We start from the raw sequence: 18,618 nt of genomic DNA on the forward strand, positions 1-18,618 counted from the left end.
GTCAACCTTTCGTGGCCCCGGCGGTGAGGCCGCTGATGATGTGCCGTTGCATGAAGACGAAGAAGACCAGCAGGGGGGCGATGGCCAGCAGCAGCGTCGGGAAGACCACCGTGTAGTCGGTGGAGTACTGGCTGACCGCCGCGTAGACGCCGGTGGTCACCGTGTACAGGCCGCTGCCGGGGCCCAGGATGATCTGCGGGTTCACGAAGTCGTTCCACACCGAGAAGGTGTTGAGGATGACCATCGTGGCGACCGCGGGCCGCATCAGCGGGAAGACGATCTGCCAGAACGTCCGCAGCCGCCCGGCCCCGTCCACCGCCGCCGCCTGGTCGAGCACGGCCGGGACGGTGGCGATGTAACCGGCGTACAGGAAGATCGAGAACGGCAGCGTCAGTACGGTCTCGAACAGCACGAACCCGCGGATCGTCCCCATCAGCCCGAGCGTCTTGAGCACGTAGACCACCGGGATGACCAGCACCTGCCCCGGGATGAACGTGCCGGCCAAGAAGAACAGCATCAGCACCCGGAAGCGGCGCTTCGGGCTGCGCGCGATCACGTAGGCGGCGGGCGCGGCCAGCACCACCGAGAGCAGGTTGACCGCCACCACGAACAGCAGCGTGACCGCGTAGCCCTTGACCACGTTGAACTGCGGGTTCGTCAGCGCCCGGCCCAGGGGCTCCAGCGTGAGGCCCCCCAGGCCGAACGGGTTGCCCAGGATGTCCTGCTGGCCCTTGAAGGCGTTGACGGTCAGCACGTACAGGGGGATGAGCATGAAGGCGACGGTCGCCCAGAGGAAGGGCTTTCTCACTGGTGCACCGCCAGCTCGCCACGCCTGCGCAGCCGGGTCACCACGAACGCCAGCGCCGCCGTCACCAGCATGAGCAGCACCGACTGGGCCGAGCCGAAGCCCAGGCGGGCGTCGTGGAAGGAGTTCCACAGGATGAGATAGGCGACGGTCTGCGTCTGACCGGCCGGCCCGCCCGCCGTCAGCGACACCACCAGGTCGTACGTCTTGAGCAGCGTCACCAGCGACAGCACGATGTTGACCGTCACGGACGGGCCCAGGGCGGGCAGCGTCACGTTCCTGAACACCTGCCAGCGGGTCGCGCCGTCGATGCGCGCCGCCTCGATCAGCGAGTGCGGCACGGCCTGCAGCCCGGCCAGGTACAGCACCACGTTGACGCCGAACCCCGCCCACACCAGCACCGCGATCATGGTGATCGTGGCCCACGTCGGATCGGACAGGAACGGCAGCACCTCGCCGCCCCAGGTGGTCACCAGGTTGTTGACCGCGCCGGTGGTGCCGAGGATCGCCGACCAGAGGAAGCCGACCACGAGGGCGCTGAGCACGTGCGGGTAGAACAGCACGATCCGGAAGAACGTGTTCGCCCTGGAGACGCCGTTCACCAGGAGGGCGAAGCCGAGGCCCAGGAGGTTGAGCCCGGCCGTGCCCGCCGCCGCGACCAGCAGGGTGACCAGGGCGGCGCGGCGCAGCTCGGGGTCGTCCAGGAGGTTGACGTAGTTGGCGGCGCCGACGAAGGCGGGGTTGGCGCTGAAGCCGTCCCAGTCGGTCAGGCTCAGGTAGAGGGCCAGGCCGACCGGGATGATCAGCATCACGATGTAGAGGACGGTGGCGGGGGCGACCATGATCGCGGTGGCCCATCCGTCGCGGCTCCTGGGCTTGCGCCGCACGACCGTGGTGGTGACGACGGGTGCTTCTTGGGTGAGCGTCATGAACGGCCGGCCAGCCAGCGGTCCACGCCCTCGGCCACTTCCTTGGGCGACTTGCCCACGTACAGGCCCTGGACCTCGGTGTTCCAGGCGGCGTTGAAGCCCTTGGGCAGGGTCGCGTCCCCGTACCCCTCACCCTGCGGGACCCCGGAGGGGGCGCCGTCGAGGATCTCCTGCACCTGCTTCTCCAGCGGGGTGAACTCGCGCTCTACGCCGTTGCGGAAGTTGCCGTCCTGCTTGAGCTGGCTCTTGACCGCCGCCGGGTCGGTGACGAGCCACTTCACCAGCTTGAGCGCCGCGTCCTTCTGCGGGGTGGACTTGAGGATCATGTACGGGGCCGCCATCGTGGCGCCCTGCGGGCCCGGGTAGCTCAGGCCCTTGTCGACCGGGGCGGGGAAGACGCCGACTTCGAAGTCCTTCTTGGACTTGGCCTCGGCGGCGGTGAACCAGCTGCCCATGACGTACATCGCCGACTTGCCGGACAGGAAGGCGGTCTCGGCGTCGGCGTACTTCATGCCCAGGGCGTTCTTGTCGACGTAGCCCTTGTCGATCCAGGTGCGGTAGCGCTCCAGGAACGGCAGCAGCGACTCGCCCGCCTTGAGCTTGCCCGCCTTGATGTCCTGCTGCCAGGTGGGGTGGGCCTGGGCGCGCGACGGGCTGGACAGCTGCAGCAGCTGGAGCCCGGTCAGGAACTCGCCGCCGGTCTGCAGCGGCAGCGTCCCGGCCGCCTTGAGCTTGCCCATGACCGTGTCGAACTCGTCGAGCGTGGTCGGCGGCTTGTCGATCCCGGCCTTGTCGAACGTGGCCTTGTTGTAGAAGACCAGCGACTGCGCCTGTACGCCGACGCCGACCGTGTAGACCTTGCCGCCCAGGCTCGCCTCCTTGACCAGCGGCGTGTCCTTCGCCCACGGCTGGTCGGTCAGGTCGAGCATCTGCTTGGAGAGCGTCTCGTCGGCCGTCAGCGTCTCGACCACGTCGGGGGCGTTGCCCGCGGCGAGTTGCTGGGGCAGCGTGTCGGCCACGCCCTTGCCGGTCGGCGCCTCGATCTTGACGTCGATGCCGGGATTGGCCTGCTCGAACGGCTTGACCAGCCCGTCCCAGTAGGCCTGGGTGAGGTTCGGGGTGATGTTGACCAGCATCCGTACGGTGACCTGGCCCCCCTCGCTCTGCTGCGCCTGCGAGCCGCCGGCGAAGCCGCCCCCGCCGCAGCCAGCGAGCAGGAGCAGGCCGCCGAGCGCGGTCAGGGCGTGGGTCGGACGTGGGGAGCGCATCGCACCTCCAGGGGAGACGCCTTTTAATGGGTCGTCACTCGATTAACGATTATTTAATACGTAGGTCACATATGCTCGTCAAGAGCCACGTAAATAGGTTGCGAGCAGATTGCCTGAGTCATAAATACGTTAGGATGGGCGGATGGCTGGACGCGAGGACGGCAAGCGGCTGGTGCTGGGTGCGGAGGAGCTGGCCGCCCTGCGGGCGTGGGCGGAGGGGGCCGGCGAAAGCCTGAGCCTACGCAGCCGCATCGTGCTCGCCTGCGCCGAGGGCCTGCCCCGCAACGAGATCGCGGCGCGGTTGGCGGTGAGCCCCGCGACCGTGGCCAAGTGGCGCGACCGGTTCGTCGAACGCGGCCTCGACGGCCTGGCCGACGCCCCGCGCCCCGGCCGCCCGCGCACCGCGGAGCGGCGGGAGGCCGAACGGGTGATCGCCGCCGCGGCCACCGGGCCGGCCGTCCCCTCGACGCGCACGATGGCCAGGCAGCTCGGCCTCTCGCAGTCCACGGTGGCGCGCATCTGGCAGGAGCAGCAGGTCGCGCCGCCCGCGGCCCGGCTGGTGCCCAGGGAGCTGCTGTCCGACCGGGTCTACGAGCTGCTGCGCGGCTGGATCGTCGCCGGCGAGCTGGTGGCGGGGCAGCGGCTGGTGGAGTCGGAGATCGCCCGCCGGGTCGGCACCAGCCAGGCCCCGGCCAGGGAGGCGATCAAACGGCTGGCGCACGAGGGCCTGGTCATCTCCTATCCCAACCGGGGCAGCTACGTCGCGGAGATCTCCGACGAGCAGGCCCGCGAGGTCCGCGACATCCGGGTGCTGCTGGAGGAGTACGCCGCCCGCGAGGCCGCCACCCGCGTCCGGCCCGAGACGCTGCGGCAGCTGAGCGCCGACGTGCAGGCGATGCGGCGGGCGGCGGGCGACGGCGACATCGGCGCCTTCCGGGACGCCGACCTGGCCTTCCACCGGCGCGTATGCGCCGCCTGCGGCAACTCCTTCCTGCTGCGGCTGTGGCGGACCATCGAGTCCAACCTGTGGAGCCTGCACGTGGTCGGCAACCCGCTCTACGGCGGTGACTGGGGGGCGATGGCGGGCCACCACGACGACCTGGTGGCGGCGCTGGCCTCCGGCGACCCGGACGAGGCGGCCCGCCTGTTCGCCGCCCACGCCAGGGGCGAGGCGTCCCGCACCCCGCCCCGCACCCGGCCTGGTCAGGCGGATCCCCGGGCGGGGGCTCAGGCGGACGCGGCCACCTCGTAGACCCCACCGCGCCGGGTGTCGAAGACGATCACCCCCGGCTCCGGCCGTTCGGCCTTGACCGGCCTGCCGTGCTCGGTCACCGTGACCTCCTTCGCGGTGCGCAGCGTGAGCTTCCGTCCCAGATCCGAGCGGATCTTCCCGCGCAGTACGGCCCCGCCGCCCCACTCCAGGTCGATCTCGAACCCTCCTCTGGCCCGCAGCCCGTGGAACGACCCGGCCGGCCAGGCCGAGGGCAGCGCCGGCAGCAGGTGCACCTGGTCGCCGTGGCTCTGCAGCAGCATCTCGGTGATCCCCGAAGTCCCGCCGAAGTTGCCGTCGATCTGGAACGGCGGATGCAGGTCGAACATGTTGGGCGCGGTCCGGGCGGGCAGCAGCAGGTTGCTCAGCCGCTTGTACGCCTCGGGCGCGTCCAGCAGCCGAGCCCAGAAGTTGATCTTCCAGGCCAGCGACCAGCCCGCCCCCGCCTCCCCTCGCAGCTCCAGCGTCCGGCGGGCGGCCGTGGCCAGCTCGGGCGACAGGCGCGGGTCGATCTGGTGGCTCGGGAACAGGCCCCACAGGTGGGAGATGTGCCGGCTGCGCGACAACGCGGCGTCGCCCCGGTAGTCCTCCTGCCACTCCTGGATCTGGCCGAGGTGACCCACCTGGGTGGGCACCAGCCGGGAGCGGGCCTGCTTCACCTGCTCCCGCATCCCCTCCTCCAGCCGCAGGATCGTCGAGGCCTCCTCGAAGGCGCCGAACAGGTCCCGCAGGATCTGCATGTCCATGGTGGGACCGGCGCAGATGCTGACGTTCTCGCCGCCGTCCTCGTGGTGGCCGACCTCGGGGGAGTGCGAGGGGTTGGTCACCAGGTAGCCGGTCCTGGGGTCGGTCTGCAGCGTGTCCAGGAAGAACTGGACCGAGCCCTTGATCAGCGGGAAGTGCTCGCGCAGCCGCCGCTCGTCGCCCGTGTACAGGTAGTGCTCCCACATCGTCAGGCAGAGCCACGCGCCGCCGCTCGGCCACACGCCGTAGAAGGCGAAGTCGACGGGCGCGGTGCCGCGCCAGCCGTCGGTGTTGTGGTGGGCCACCCAGCCGCCCGCGCCGTACTGCGTCTTGGCGGTCCTGGCCCCCGACTCGGCCAGGTCCTTGATCAGGTCGAACAGCGGCTCCATGCACTCGGTGAGGTTGGCGGGCGCGGCCGGCCAGTAATTCATCTCGCAGTTGATGTTGATGGTGTACTTCGACTCCCACGCGGGGGTGAGCGAGTCGTTCCAGATGCCCTGCAGATTGGCCGCGTAGCCGGGGGAGCGGGAGCTGGAGATCAGCAGGTAGCGGCCGTACTGGAAGTACAGCGCCGCCAGCTGCGGGTCGGTGTCGAGCTGCTTGCGGGCGATACGCTCGTCGGTCGGCAGCGCGACGGCCCCCGAAGTGCCCAGGTCGATCGTCACACGCCCGAACAACCGCTGATAGTCGCGTACGTGCCGGTGCGCCAGCACCTCGTACGGCCGCCCGCTCGCCCGCTTCAGATGCCGCTCCGCCACCTGGGCCGGGTCGCCGCCGACGTCCTTGAAGTTCCGGTAGCTCGAACCCATGGAGATCAGCAGCGTGACCTCGTCGGCGCCCTCCACCACCAGCGTGCCGCCGTCGGTGCGGACCGTGCCGCCCTTCGCCTCGGCCTTGGCCAGGGCCTGGAAGCGCACCTCGCCCTTCATGCCCTGGGTGTCGCCGCTGACCCCGTCGAGCGCGATCGTGGCCCGCCCGGCCGCGGCCGTGGTGGAGCTCTGCGCGCTGGAGAAGGCCGCCTGGAACGTCACCGCGCCCGGCTTGTCGGCCGTGTGGCGGACGACGATGAGCTGGTCGGGGTTGCTGGCGAAGACCTCGCGCGTGTGGCGGACGCCGTCGCGGACGTAGGTGACCGTGGTGACGGCGCGGGTCAGGTCGAGCTCGCGGCGGTATTCGGTGAATTCCGCCGACCCCGGGAACGTCAGCGTGAGGTCGCCGAGCACCTGGTACGGGGCCTGCTCGCTGGGCCGGCCGAGGAACTTCTGGTCGGCCAGGTTCTGCGCCGCCTGCCACTTGTCCTCCCAGACCAGCTGCCTGATCTGCGGGAGGGCGGCCAGCGCCTCGGGGCTGTCGTAATTGTGCGGGCCACCGGCCCAGACGCTGTCCTCGTTGAGCTGGAGACGTTCGGTCGCCACGCCGCCGAAGACCATGGCGCCGAGCCGCCCGCAGCCGACCGGCAACGCCTCCAGCCAGGCGGCGGCGGGCTTGCCGTACCACAGAGTGAGGGGGTTGTCCCGCGCGGACGGCTCGGCCCGCGCGGGTTCTGCGGCGATGCCGCTCGTGAGCAGGGATCCGGCGGCGGCTCCCAGCCCGGTCGTGAGCACGCCCCTGCGTGTGTAGCCGTGGGTCACCATTACTCCTCTTGGTTCGCTTTCGCGGAGGTCGTTTCGCGGGGTTGGTTCGCGGCGGATTTCGCGGAGATCTTGCGGAGGTTGGCGCGGATGGGCCAAGGCGGACGTGGGATGTATTAGTACGCTCGATCATCGTCCGCTGTCTAGTTCCCCACGTCCGGCGCAGTGGACTGGCCAGAACATGGGATGTTTGTTAGATTCCAGCTGGCGAACGAGAGGATCAGATGTCCCTGACAGACGAGGCCATCGCCCGGATCCGGCAGCTCATCCAGTCCGGAGACCTGCCACCCGGCTCGCGGCTGCCGCCAGAACCGCAGCTCGCCGCCCAGCTCGGCGTCTCGCGCAACCCGCTGCGCGAGGCCGTCAAGGCGCTGGTCGTCGCGCGCGTCCTCGACGTGCGCAGGGGCGACGGCACGTACGTCACCAGCCTGGAGCCGGCGCTCCTGCTCGAAGGACTCGGGATCGCCATCGAGCTGCTGCGCGACGACACGCTCATGGAGGTCATCGAGACCCGGCGGCTGTTCGAACCGGTGGCCACGGCGCTGGCCGCCACCCGGGTGTCCGACGCCCAGCTGGCGGTCATCGAAGAGCAGCTGGCGGCCATGCGGGAGGTCAGCGACGACGTGGAGAAGCTCAACCACTTCGACGCCGCCTTCCACCGCGCGGTCGTGGCCGCGACCGGCAACGAGACGCTGTGCACGCTGCTCGACGGCATCTCCGGCCGGACGACGCGGATGCGGGTGTGGCGCGGGAGCGTGGTGGCGGGCAGCGCGGACCGCACGCTGGCCGAGCACCAGGCGATCTACGACGCGCTGGCCGCACGGGAGGCCCCGCTGGCCCAGGCGGCGGCGCTGATGCACGTCAGCACGACCGAGAGCTGGTTCCGCCTCGTACTCGCCACTGAGCCGCCGCGATGACCGGCACGGAGGCGCCTCGGATAGACGCGCACCACCACGTCTGGGACCTCGGGGTCCGGGCCCACGGCTGGCTGGATGCCGAGAAGCTGGCGCCGATCCGCCGCACGTTCACCCTCGACCGGCTCGCCGAGCACGCCGCCGCGGCGGGAATGGGCGGGACCGTGCTGGTGCAGGTGCTGCCCGACCTGGCGGAGACCGTGGAGTTCCTGGCCTTGGCCGCGGCGTCCGAGCTGGTGGCGGGGGTCGTGGGCTGGGTCGATCTCACCGCGCCCGCCGTCGCCGAGACGCTGACCGGCCTGCTCGGCGGGCAGTCAGGCCGGGCAGGCCAGGCAGGTCGGCCCGGCGGGCTGGTGGCGATTCGCCACGGCGTGCAGGCCGAGCCCGACCCCGGCTGGCTCACTCGCCCCGACGTCCGCCGCGGGCTGGCCGCTGTGGCGTCGGCGGGTCTGGCCTACGACCTGCTCACGCTGCCGCACCAGCTGCCCGCGGCCATCGAGACGGTGGCCGCGCTGCCCGAGCTGACGTTCGTGCTCGACCACCTGTCCAAGCCGCCCATCGCCTCGGGGCAGCTCGAACCGTGGGCGAGCCGGATCCGGGAGCTGGCCGCACACCCGAACGTGTACTGCAAGCTGTCCGGGATGGTCACCGAGGCCGACTGGACGTCCTGGCGGGTGGCCGACCTGCGGCCCTACGCCGAGACCGTGCTGGCGGCGTTCGGGCCGGAGCGGGTGATGTTCGGGTCGGACTGGCCGGTCTGCCTGCTCGCGGCCGATTACCAGCGGGTCGTCTCGGTGGCCGAGGAGCTGTGCGCGGGGCTGTCGGCGGGGGAGCGCGCGGACGTCTTCGGCGGTACGGCCCGCCGGGCGTACCGGCTCGGGGACGTCTGACGCGGGCTCCCGCCCAGACCGGCCGGGCGTACCGGCTCGCGGACCTCCGTCCAAACCGCCGAGCGTACCGACCCGCAGGCCCCCGCCCAGGCCCCCATACGCCGATATTTCGGCCTTTACAAGATCTTGTCAGCGCATAAAACCAGTGTTAACTCTTGCGGAGGCGCGGGACACGAGTTCCCGCGCCTCTGGACGTTCAGGAGAAGACGTTCAGGAGAAAGACGTGCAGGAGGAAAAGGTGTCGAGCAGACCCTGGTTACGCAGCACTGTCGTCGTCCTCGCCATCACGGCGTCCGCTCTACCTCTCACCGGAGCCGCCCGAAGCGAACCGGGCGCGACGGCTCCCCAAGTCCAAGGCGTTCAGGAGGGCGAGCCCGGCAAGCCCGACCTGGACAACCGGCAAGGCAGAGTCCCGCCGCCGGTCGGGATCAACGCACGCGGCGCGGGACCGTCGGCCGAGATCCGCTGGAACGATCTAGGCACCCCCGCCGCCATCACCAGCGCCGAGCCACTGGCCGAAGGGCTGGGCGCCGACCCGGAGCAGGCCGCGCGCGCCTACCTCAAGAACAACGAGCGGATCTTCGGCCTGTCCGGCGCGTCGGTCGACGCCCTGGAGAAGGTCGCGGTCAACCCGATCGGCGCGGGCCACGCCGTACTGCTGCGCCAGCGCTTCGGCGGCCTACCGGCCGGCGTGGACGGCCTGGTCGCGATCGGCGTGGCCGGCGGCAAGATCAGGCACGTGACCTCCTCGCTGTCGCGCGACATGGCGGCGCCCCCAGCCGCCACGATCAGCGCGCAGCGAGCCATGGAGATCGCGGCCAGGGACGACGGCATCGACCTGGCCACGGCCGTCACCAAGCAGGTCAGCGCGGTTGCCGTACCGGCGCCCGATGGGGTGCACAGCGCGTACCAGGTCGTCCTGATCGGCGGCAAGGGCGAGGCGGCGGGGTACACCACGCACGTCGACGCGGTCAGCGGCGCGATCCTGGTCCGGGAGAACCTGGTCGAGCACTTCGACCCGGACAACCCGACCTGGTCGGCGTTCCCCTCGAACCCGCCGGACGACTACTCCTCCACCGACACCCGCCAGACCTGGTGCTTCGCGGCGGCCCCCGGCTGCGACTACGTGACCGGCGGCGACCCGCCGACCGGCAAGGCGTGGGACGTCGACCACGCCACGAACACCTCCACCACCACCAGCGCCGGCAACGCGGCGAAGACCGTTGAGAACCGGGCGAACCCCGACCCGTTCTCGGTCGGCACCCGCGGCAACGTGCTCACGCCGAGCCGCAACTACACCTACCCATGGCGGAACCAGTGGCATGAGGCGAAGTGCGACCCCGCGGTCTTCGACCAGAGCGGTGAGAACGACCTCGAAGCCGCCATCGCCAACCTGAACGCCATGCACAACCGCATGCACGACTGGTCCTACCGGCTCGGCTTCACCGAGACGGCGTGGAACATGCAGGTGAACAATGGCGACCGCGGCGGGCTCGGCAACGACCCAGAGCAGGGTAACGCCCAGGCGGGCGCCCGCGACCTGACCGTGCGCGACAACGCCAACCAGATCACCGGGCCCGACGGGGTGGCGCCGATCACGAACATGTACCTGTGGCAGCCGGTCGCGGGCTCGTTCTACTCCCCGTGCGTGGACGGTGACTACGACATGTCGGTCATCGGCCACGAGAACACCCACGCCATCTCCGGCCGCATGATCGGCGGCCCGAACGCCGGCTGGAGCGGCGCGCAGGCCGGCGCGATGAACGAGAGCACCTCCGACCTGATGGCGATGGAGTACCTGTTCGAGTACGGCTTCCGTCCCTCCGGCCAGACCCCGTACGTCACGGGCGGCTACGTCACCGGCGACCGCGAGCGGGGCATCCGGAACTACGACATGTCCAAGTCGCCGCTCAACTACAGCGACATCGCCTACGACCTCGTCGGCCAGCAGGTCCACGCGGACGGTGAGATCTGGTCGGCCACGCAGTTCGACGTGCGCGACGCCTTCGTCAAGCGGTACGGCAAGGGCACCGCCAAGCAGCAGCGGGCCTGCGCGGACGGCAAGACGCCGCTGGCCAAGTGCCCGGGCAACCGGCGCTGGGCGCAGCTCTCCCTCGATGCCCTGCTGCTCATGGCCTCGGGCGCGGTCAGCTACGTCGATCACCGGGACGCGCTGCTCGCGGCCGACGCGATGCGCTTCGATGGCGCCGACCAGGACATCATGTGGCGCGCGTTCGCCGAGCACGGCCTGGGCGCGACGGCGGCCAGCGTCGGTCCGAACGACCCCGACCCCACGCCGAGCTTCGTCAACCCGGCCGGCAAGAACGGCTCGCTGCAGCTCAAGCCGCTGGGCGAGGCGAAGGGCGCGGCGCTGCGCCTGTACGTGGGCGACTACGAGGGACGGGTGGTCCCGGTCGCCGACACCGACCCCGCGACGCCGCTCGGCGACGCCGTGGAGATGACGCCCGGCCTCTACGACTTCGTGGTGGCGGGCAATGGGTTCGGTCACACGCGGCTGAAGTTCCCGGTAGTGGGCGGGGCGAAGCTGCCGCTTCCCCTGCCGCTGTCGCGCAACCTCGCCTCGGCCTCGGCCGGCGCGGTGGCCTCGGGCGACGGCGTCAACCAGGCCAAGCTGATCGACGAGACCGAGGCCACGAACTGGGCCTCACTCACCGGGGCGCCGGCCGGCAAGTCGGTCACGGTGGACCTGGCGGGCGACAGCCCGGTCAAGATCCGCAGAGTCCAGGTCAGCGCGATGCTCAGACCCAACATCAACGACTCGGCCGACCCCGGCGCGCAGAACCGCTTCACCGCCCTGCGCTCCTTCGAGGTGCTCGCCTGCGCCAAGGACTGCGCGAACCCGGCCAGTTTCAAGAAGATCTACACCAGCCCCGCGGACGCGTTCAAGACCACGCTGCCCCGTCCCCGTGGCGCGAACCTGCTCATCAAGTCGTTCACCGTCCCCGCCACCACCGCCACCCACCTGATGCTCCGTACGCTCACCACCCAGTGCACCGGCAACCCGCTCTACGCCGGTGAGCAGGACAACGATCCCAACTCCTCGACGGACTGCGCCACGGCCAGCCCGGCACGCGACCAGGCCCGAGCCGCCGAGTTCCAGGCGTTCTCGTACTGATCCGCGGAGACGGTACGGCTTGCGCTCACCACCGGGCGCAGGCCGTACCGTTGATCTATGTATCCTCCGATCGAGCCCTACGACCATGGGCATCTCGACACCGGCGACGGCCATCTCGTCTACTGGGAGGTCTGCGGAAATCCCGAGGGCAAGCCCGCACTCGTCGTCCACGGTGGCCCTGGTTCGGGCTGCTCGGACAACCAGCGGCGCGGGTTCGATCCCGAGCGTTACCGCATCATCCTGTTCGACCAGCGCAACTGCGGCCGGAGCCTGCCCCACGCCAGTGACCCGGCCACCGATCTGTCCACCAACACCACCCCGCACCTGATCGCCGACATGGAACGGCTGCGGGAGCACCTCGGCGTCGACCGGTGGCTGCTCTACGGCGGCTCGTGGGGGTCCACGCTCATGCTCGCCTACGCCGAGGCGCATCCCACGCGGGTGTCGGAGCTGGTGATCTGCGGCGTCACCATGACCCGCCGCTCCGAGATCGACTGGCTCTACAACGGCGTCGGCCGCTACTTCCCCGAGCAGCGGCAGCGCTTCCGCGAGGGCGTCCCGGAGTCCGACCGCGACGGCGACGTGCTGGCCGCCTACGCGCGGCTGATGTCCGACCCCGACCCCGTCGTCCGCGCCAAGGCCGCCCACGACTGGGTGACCTGGGAGGACACGGTGATCTCCATGGAGGTCAACGGCAAGCCGAACGCCTACAGCGACCGGCCGCCCCTGGCTCTTCTGGCCTTCGTACGGATCTGCGCCCACTATTTCTCCAACGGCGCCTGGCTGGAGGAGGGCATCCTGCTGCGCGAGGCGCACAAGCTGGCCGGCATCCCCGGCGTCCTCCTCCACGGCCGCTTCGACCTGGGCTCACCGCTGGAGACCGCCTGGGACCTGGCCCAACGCTGGCCCGACGCCCGGTTGGTCGTGGTGGACGACTCGGGCCACACCGGCAGCGGCACCATGCGCAAGCAGGTCCTGGCCGCCCTGGACGCCTTCGCGACCTGACCCTCTTCGTTTCCCCCGAAAGGGGACCCCTCCCCAGGGGTCCTCAGCCCAGCGGACCGTTTTCTTCCGCTCCCCCGGAGGGGGTATTCCTCCAAGGGACCCCAGCCACAACGGACCGTCACAGCTCTAGTGACGGTCGGCCCCCGGTCGCTTGGCGGCCAGGGCGATCACATCGGCGAGTTCGCCCAGCTCAGCGGGCTCCTCGGTAAGCGCGGCAATAGCCAGCCGCAGATGCGGCTGCCCCGGCCGGATCCGATACCGGCTGCCGGGCGCCGCCGAGATGCCATGGGCGGCCAGCGTGACCAGAGCCTCCGACTCGTCATGGACCGGCACCCACAGCACAAGACTGTCCCGTCCCCCGGTGCGCACGCCTCGAGCCGACAGCAGAGTGGCCAGGCTCGCGCGCCGCCGAGCATAGGCGGTCCGAGCCTGCTCCACGATCGACTGCGTGCCCGGGTCGGTGAGCAGATGGGCCAGCGCGTCCTGAAGGATCCTGCTGGTCCAGCCGGTGCCGTAGCTACGCAGCACCCGCACCCGCTCCACAGCCTCCGCCGCCCCGCCGATGATCGCGAGACGCAGGTCGGGCCCATGTGACTTGGAGTACGAGCGCACTAGCACCGTCCGGTCGGGCAGTTGCGTGCCGATGCTGCTCAGCGGCACAGTAGACAGGTCGCCGATCCCGTCGTCCTCGACGACGAGGGTGTTCGTGGGCGCGAGGAGCCGGGCCAGCTCGGCGGAGCGGCTCTCGGGCACGGCGTAGCCGCACGGCGAGTGGCCGCGCGGCTGGTAGACGAACGCCACCGGGCTGGAGCGCAGGCTTTCGGCGAGCGCGGCCGGGATGGGCCCGTCCTCGTCGCAGGCGACGGGGACCACCTCGACGCCGATCATCTCCAGGATGTCGAGCAGCCTGGCCGCGGTGGGCTCTTCGATGGCGATGCGGTCGCCGGGCAGGGCGGTCGTCTGGCAGAGCAGCTGGACCCCCTCGTACCCGCCGCCGAGCGCCAGCCAGCTCTGCGCCGCGAACGGCCAGGTGGGCTCGACCGCGGCCCGCAGGCGCGGGGTGATCGTCTCGCGGACGTAGCCGTTGAACCCTTCGGCGGAGGTGGCCGTGGCGAGCGCGGCGTCGAGGGGCGGGAGCAGCGCCCGGTCCGGCGCCGCGATGGCGAGGTCGATCGCCAGCCTGCTGCCGAAGTGGCCGATTCGCTCGTAGCGCGCCGGGTGCGGCACGCCGGGAGGTCCGAGTACCACGGTTCCCCGGCGGCCCTCCGTACCGATCATCCGGTGTTTGCGCAGCTCAGACCAGGCTTCGGCGATCGTGCTCGGGCTGACGCCCAGCGCGCGGGCCAGGTTCCGCACGGTGGGCAGCCGCGCGCCGGGCCGCAGCGTGCCCTGCCGGATCAGGTCGATCAGAGAGGTGGCGATGCCACGCGCGCTCGGTTCGCGAACCTGCTGCCCCAGCCAGGCGGGATCGACCTCCACGAGAACTCCCATCTGACAAAGCTTTGTTCAGGAACAAAGAGCAGCTTGTGTAGCGGATTTCGCTGAACATAAGGTACAGCCCAATACATCGCTAAAGGGAGTTTTTGTGACGAAACCTGGCATTCGGCTTGGTCTACGGGACTGGGATCACCTCGTGCCCGTGGCGACCGGGACGCTGACGTCCGAGGCGTTCGACCTGGATCTCGATTCCCGGTCGATCACGCCGGACGTGCTGAGCGAGCCCGAGCTGGACGGCGGGGAGACCTCCTTCAGCAGGTACGTTCTGGGCCGGGCCAAGGGTGACGACCGGCTGGTGGGACTGCCCGTCTTCGTGATGCGCGGCTTCCGCCAGCGGTGCGTGCTGGTGCGGCGTGACAGCGAGCTGCGCGAGTTCGCCGAGCTGAAGGGGGCCCGGATCGGCCTGACCGGCTGGCCGGACTCGGGCAACACCTGGACGCGGGCGCTCCTGCGGGCGGCCGGGGTCGACCTCACCGGGATCCAGTGGACGGTCGGCGCCGTGGACGCGCCTGAGCCGGGCAAGGACCGCGTCGGCACGGCGAAGCTGCCGGACAACGTCAGCGTGACCGACGGCTCGCTCGCCGAGCAGCTCGACGCCGGACGGCTCGACGCGATCATGACCCCGTTCATGCCCGAGGGCTTCTTCACCCCGGAGAGCCGGTTCCGTCACCTCCTGGCCGACCACCCGGCGGCCGAGCTCGACTACTACCGCCAGAACGGCTTCGTCCCCGGCATCCACCTGGTGACGCTCAAGCGCGAGGTCGTCGAGCGCCACCCCTTCCTGCCGCAGGCCGTACAGGAGCTGTTCGAACGCTCCAAGCGGCACTGGCTGGCGCGGCGGCGGCTCCTGACCGACACCACCCCGTGGCTGCTCGCCGATCTGAGCCGGACCCAGGAGGTCTTCGGCGCGGACTGGATGCCGTACGGCACCGCCGCCAACGCCGCCATGACCGCGGCCTTCTGCACCGAACTCCACGCCCAGGGGATCGCCCCCGCCCCCATCGACCCCCAGGAGGTCTTCACCCGATGAGCAACCTGAACAACCTGCGTGTGGCGGTCGGCCAGTTCGCCTCCGCCGAGGACTGGGCGGCCAACCTCAAGACCTGCGGCGACCTCTTCGACGAGGCCGTCGCCGGGAACGCGGACCTGCTGGTGCTCCCGGAAGGGGCGATGGCCCTGTTCGTCGACGATCCGGTACGGATCCGGCAGGCGGCCCAGCCGCTCGACGGGCCGTTCGTCGCCGGGCTGGCCGAGCGCACCCGAGGGACGTCCACCACGGTGATCGTCGGCATGCACCAGCCCGCCGAGGACGGCCGGGTGATCAACACGCTGGTCGCGCTGCGCGACGGCGAGATCATCACCATCTACCGCAAGCTGCACCTGTACGACGCCTTCGGCCGGCGCGAGTCGAACAACGTGGTGGCCAGCTCGGACAACCCCGTCGTCTTCGACTGCGCGGGCTGGAAGGTCGGGCTGATGACCTGCTACGACGTCCGGTTCCCTGAGCTGGCCCGGCTCCTGTCCGACCAGGGCGCGCAGGTGGTCGCGCTGCCCGCGGCCTGGGTGCGCGGCCCCGCCAAGGAGTGGCACTGGGAGGTCATGGTCACCGCCCGCGCCCTGGAGAACACCTACTACGTGGCCGCGTCCGGCGAGTGCGGCCGGCGCAACATCGGCAACAGCATGTTCGTCGACCCGCTCGGCATCACCCGAGCCCGGCTCAACGGCGACACACCCGGTCTGCTCTGGTCCGAAGCCTCGGCCGAGGAGCTCGACCGGGCCCGCGAGAGCCTGCCCGTCCTCGCCAACCGGCGTTTCACCGTCAATCCCCTCCCCACCACCCCCTCGACAGGTCCCTCGACCTCGATCGCCCAAGGAGCGTAATGCGTAAGACCCAAGCCGCCGGAGCCGTCATGGCCGGCGCCCTGCTGCTGGCCGGATGCGGCGCCAACCCGACCGAGAGCCAGGGCGCCGTCGGGGACACCCCCTCCGCGCCCGCCGCCGCCAGCCACGCCAAGGACCAGGCCCTGTTCGACCGCCTGCCCGACAAGGTGAAGAGCGCGGGCAAGCTGGTCTCGGTGAACAACGGCTCGTTCCCGCCGTACGAGATCGCCGGCACCGACGGCAAGTCGCTGACCGGTGTCGCGGCCGACCTGTCCGAGGAGCTGGGCGGTCTGCTCGGCGTCAAGATCGAGCACGTGACCGTGGACGGGCTGCCCAGCCAGCTCACCGGCATCGCGGCCGGCCGCTACGACCTGGCCCTCGGGCCGGTGGGCGACTTCCCCGACCGCCAGGCCTCCAACGACTTCGTCGACTGGGTGCAGGAGTTCGTCGTCTTCGCCGTGGCGAAGGGCAACCCGAACAAGATCCAGTCGATCGCCGACACCTGCGGGCTGCGGATCTCCGTGATGGCCGGCGGCTCGGCCGAGAAGGTGATCAAGGCGCAGTCCGACACCTGCGTCAAGGACGGCAAGAAGAAGGTCGAGGTCCAGTCCTACAAGGACCAGCCCACCTCGATCCTCGCGGTCCGCTCCAACCGGGCCGACGCCTTCTTCTCCTCGCAGGCGCCGCTGACTTACTTCGTAAAGCAGTCGGGCGGTGAGCTGGAGCTGGCGGCTACGGGCAAGCCCAACGGGTTCGACACTCTTTACCAGGGCGCCGTCGTGGCCAAGGACTCGCCACTGCGGGATGTGATCAAGGACGGCATCCAGAAGCTGATCGACGACGGGACGTACGAGAAGGTCATGACCAAGTGGGGGACCAGCGGCAACATGCTCAAGCAGGCCGGCGTGAACCTGGCGGCGAAGCAGTGACGACCGCCACCGAGCGGCACTCGCCCCCTGAAGTGGACGTCGCGGGGGCGGCGCGGACGCGGCACCCGCTGCGCTGGGTGGCCTCGATCATCCTGCTGGTCCTCGCCGCCCAGCTGGTGAACCTGCTGATCACCAACCACAACTTCAAGTGGGACGTGGTCGCGCGCTACTTCAACGCGCAGGTCATCGGCGCGGGCATCATCACGACGCTCTACCTCACGGTGATCGCCATGGCCGTCGGCGTGATCCTGGGGGTGATCGTCGCGATGGGGCGGCTCTCCCAGAACCCGATCGCGCGGATCGTCTCCGGGCTCTACGTCTGGTTCTTCCGTGGTACGCCGGTGCTGGTGCAGCTCGTGCTCTGGTACAACCTGTCCGCGCTCATGCCGCAGATCTCGTTCGGCATCCCGTTCGGCCCGGAGTTCCTCACGGCCGACACCAACAAGCTGATCACGCCGCTGCTGGCCGCCATCCTCGGGCTCGGGCTCAACGAGGCGGCGTACATGGCGGAGATCATCCGCGGCGGCCTGATGTCGGTCGACCCCGGCCAGACCGAGGCCGCGTCGGCGCTCGGCATGAGCCGGGGCAGGACGTTCCGCCGGATCGTCCTGCCGCAGGCGATGCGGTTCATCGTGCCGCCGACCGGCAGCCAGGTCATCAGCATGCTGAAGGCCACCTCGCTGGTCAGCGTCATCGCCCTCGCCGACCTGTTGTACACCGTGCAGGCGATCTACAACCGCACCTTCCAGACCATCCCGCTGCTCATCGTGGCCTGCGTCTGGTACCTGGTGATCACGTCGGTCCTGTACGTGGGCCAGTCCTTCATCGAGCGCCACTACGCGCGCGGCGCCACGCGGAACGCTCCCCAGAGCTTCTGGAGCTTCCTGATGTTCCGGCGACGGCAGCCGGCGCCGGCCCCGACCCGCGAGGAGACGCCATCATGAGCACGCCCATGGTGCACGCCCGGGCCGTACGCAAGAGCTTCGGCCACCTGGAGGTGCTCAAAGGCATCGACCTGACCGTTGAGCGGGGTGAGGTCGTCGTCATCCTGGGACCTTCCGGGTCGGGCAAGTCGACGTTCCTGCGGTGCGTCAACCACCTGGAGACCATCGACGGCGGCGCCATCCACGTCGACGGCGAGCTGATCGGCTTCCGCGCCAACGGCGGGCGGGTGCACCACCTGGGCGATCGGGACATCACCCGCCAGCGCCGGGAGATCGGCATGGTCTTCCAGCAGTTCAACCTGTTCCCGCACTTCACCGTGGTGCAGAACATCATGGAGGCGCCCGTCGGGGTGCGCGGCGAATCCCGCGCGAAGGCCCGTACGCGGGCTCTTGCCCTGCTGGAGCGGGTCGGCCTGGCGGACAAGGTGAACAGCTATCCCCGCCAGCTGTCCGGCGGCCAGCAACAGCGCGTCGCCATCGCCCGCGCGCTGGCCATGCAGCCCAAGCTGATGCTCTTCGACGAGCCGACCAGCGCGCTGGACCCCGAGCTGGTGGGCGAGGTGCTGGCCACTATGAAGGGCCTGGCCACCGACGGCCTGACCATGATCGTCGTCACTCATGAGGTGGGCTTCGCCCGCGAGGTGGCCGATCGGGTGGTGTTCATGGACGGCGGGGTCATCGTGGAGGCCGGGCCGCCCGCCGAGGTGCTCGACAACCCGCAGAACCCGCGCACCCGCGCCTTCCTCAGCAAGGTCCTCTGAGGCCAGGCACCGGC

15 protein-coding genes are annotated in these 18,618 nt (G+C 70.3%); 10 read left to right on the forward strand and 5 right to left on the reverse strand.

The genetic code is table 11. The features are described from left to right. Position 1 precedes the first annotated feature (1 nt). The 3 genes from ACIBO2_RS53595 to ACIBO2_RS53605 are packed head-to-tail and all read right to left on the reverse strand — an operon-like array spanning position 2 to position 3,002. Positions 2-808 carry a carbohydrate ABC transporter permease gene (locus tag ACIBO2_RS53595; RefSeq protein ID WP_357948001.1) on the reverse strand — a complete coding sequence of 269 codons (807 nt, stop codon included), beginning with the start codon at positions 806-808 and terminating at the stop codon, positions 2-4. Continuing rightward, complete coding sequence (locus ACIBO2_RS53600) at positions 805-1,734, reverse strand: carbohydrate ABC transporter permease (RefSeq protein ID WP_397304916.1); 930 nt, start codon at positions 1,732-1,734, stop codon at positions 805-807. Before ACIBO2_RS53600 ends, ACIBO2_RS53595 begins: the two co-directional genes overlap by 4 nt. Continuing rightward, on the reverse strand, positions 1,731-3,002 hold the full coding sequence (locus ACIBO2_RS53605; protein WP_358536045.1) for an extracellular solute-binding protein: 1,272 nt from the start codon (positions 3,000-3,002) through the stop codon (positions 1,731-1,733). The genes ACIBO2_RS53600 and ACIBO2_RS53605 overlap by 4 nt, the downstream gene beginning before the upstream one ends. Positions 3,003-3,144: 142 nt before the next feature. Here ACIBO2_RS53605 and ACIBO2_RS53610 point away from each other — a divergent pair, with 142 nt between their 5' ends. Next, positions 3,145-4,254 carry an FCD domain-containing protein gene (locus tag ACIBO2_RS53610; protein WP_358536047.1) on the forward strand — a complete coding sequence of 370 codons (1,110 nt, stop codon included), beginning with the start codon at positions 3,145-3,147 and terminating at the stop codon, positions 4,252-4,254. Here the strand turns inward: ACIBO2_RS53610 and ACIBO2_RS53615 are convergent. Next, positions 4,230-6,650, reverse strand: a complete 2,421-nt coding sequence (locus ACIBO2_RS53615; protein ID WP_358536049.1) for a glycoside hydrolase family 95 protein — start codon at positions 6,648-6,650, stop codon at positions 4,230-4,232. The genes ACIBO2_RS53610 and ACIBO2_RS53615 overlap by 25 nt on opposite strands. A gap of 221 nt (positions 6,651-6,871) precedes the next feature. On the opposite strand from ACIBO2_RS53615, the gene ACIBO2_RS53620 reads away from it, so the two are divergent. From ACIBO2_RS53620 to pip, 4 genes are all read left to right on the forward strand, one after another. Continuing rightward, positions 6,872-7,564 carry a FadR/GntR family transcriptional regulator gene (locus ACIBO2_RS53620; RefSeq protein WP_397304917.1) on the forward strand — a complete coding sequence of 231 codons (693 nt, stop codon included), beginning with the start codon at positions 6,872-6,874 and terminating at the stop codon, positions 7,562-7,564. Next, positions 7,561-8,451, forward strand: a complete 891-nt coding sequence (locus tag ACIBO2_RS53625; protein ID WP_397304918.1) for an amidohydrolase family protein — start codon at positions 7,561-7,563, stop codon at positions 8,449-8,451. Before ACIBO2_RS53620 ends, ACIBO2_RS53625 begins: the two co-directional genes overlap by 4 nt. Positions 8,452-8,674: 223 nt before the next feature. Next, positions 8,675-11,587 carry a M36 family metallopeptidase gene (locus ACIBO2_RS53630; protein WP_397304919.1) on the forward strand — a complete coding sequence of 971 codons (2,913 nt, stop codon included), beginning with the start codon at positions 8,675-8,677 and terminating at the stop codon, positions 11,585-11,587. Positions 11,588-11,644: 57 nt separating this feature from the next. Further along, positions 11,645-12,592, forward strand: a complete 948-nt coding sequence (pip, locus tag ACIBO2_RS53635) for a prolyl aminopeptidase (RefSeq protein ID WP_397304920.1) — start codon at positions 11,645-11,647, stop codon at positions 12,590-12,592. Between the two features lie 126 nt (positions 12,593-12,718). Here the strand turns inward: pip and ACIBO2_RS53640 are convergent, their stop codons facing one another. Then, complete coding sequence (locus ACIBO2_RS53640) at positions 12,719-14,083, reverse strand: aminotransferase class I/II-fold pyridoxal phosphate-dependent enzyme (RefSeq protein ID WP_358536059.1); 1,365 nt, start codon at positions 14,081-14,083, stop codon at positions 12,719-12,721. A 142-nt stretch (positions 14,084-14,225) separates the two neighbouring features. On the opposite strand from ACIBO2_RS53640, the gene ACIBO2_RS53645 reads away from it, so the two are divergent. Genes ACIBO2_RS53645 through ACIBO2_RS53665 form a run of 5 tightly spaced genes read left to right on the forward strand, consistent with a single transcriptional unit; the run spans position 14,226 to position 18,604 of the window. Beyond that, positions 14,226-15,119: a hypothetical protein gene (locus tag ACIBO2_RS53645; RefSeq protein ID WP_358536061.1), complete on the forward strand. Its 894-nt coding sequence runs from the start codon at positions 14,226-14,228 to the stop codon at positions 15,117-15,119. Then, positions 15,116-15,970 (forward strand): nitrilase-related carbon-nitrogen hydrolase, encoded by an 855-nt coding sequence (locus ACIBO2_RS53650; protein WP_397304921.1) that lies wholly within the window; start codon positions 15,116-15,118, stop codon positions 15,968-15,970. The genes ACIBO2_RS53645 and ACIBO2_RS53650 overlap by 4 nt, the downstream gene beginning before the upstream one ends. After that, complete coding sequence (locus ACIBO2_RS53655; RefSeq protein WP_397304922.1) at positions 15,970-16,899, forward strand: ABC transporter substrate-binding protein; 930 nt, start codon at positions 15,970-15,972, stop codon at positions 16,897-16,899. The genes ACIBO2_RS53650 and ACIBO2_RS53655 overlap by 1 nt, the downstream gene beginning before the upstream one ends. Next, a complete protein-coding gene (locus ACIBO2_RS53660) occupies positions 16,896-17,843 on the forward strand; it encodes an amino acid ABC transporter permease (RefSeq protein WP_397304923.1) in 948 nt (315 codons plus the stop codon). Before ACIBO2_RS53655 ends, ACIBO2_RS53660 begins: the two co-directional genes overlap by 4 nt. Then, positions 17,840-18,604 carry an amino acid ABC transporter ATP-binding protein gene (locus ACIBO2_RS53665; RefSeq protein WP_358173851.1) on the forward strand — a complete coding sequence of 255 codons (765 nt, stop codon included), beginning with the start codon at positions 17,840-17,842 and terminating at the stop codon, positions 18,602-18,604. The genes ACIBO2_RS53660 and ACIBO2_RS53665 overlap by 4 nt, the downstream gene beginning before the upstream one ends. Positions 18,605-18,618 lie beyond the last annotated feature (14 nt).

Source organism: Nonomuraea sp. NPDC050022 (genome assembly GCF_044460705.1).
GTDB lineage: Bacteria > Actinomycetota > Actinomycetes > Streptosporangiales > Streptosporangiaceae > Nonomuraea.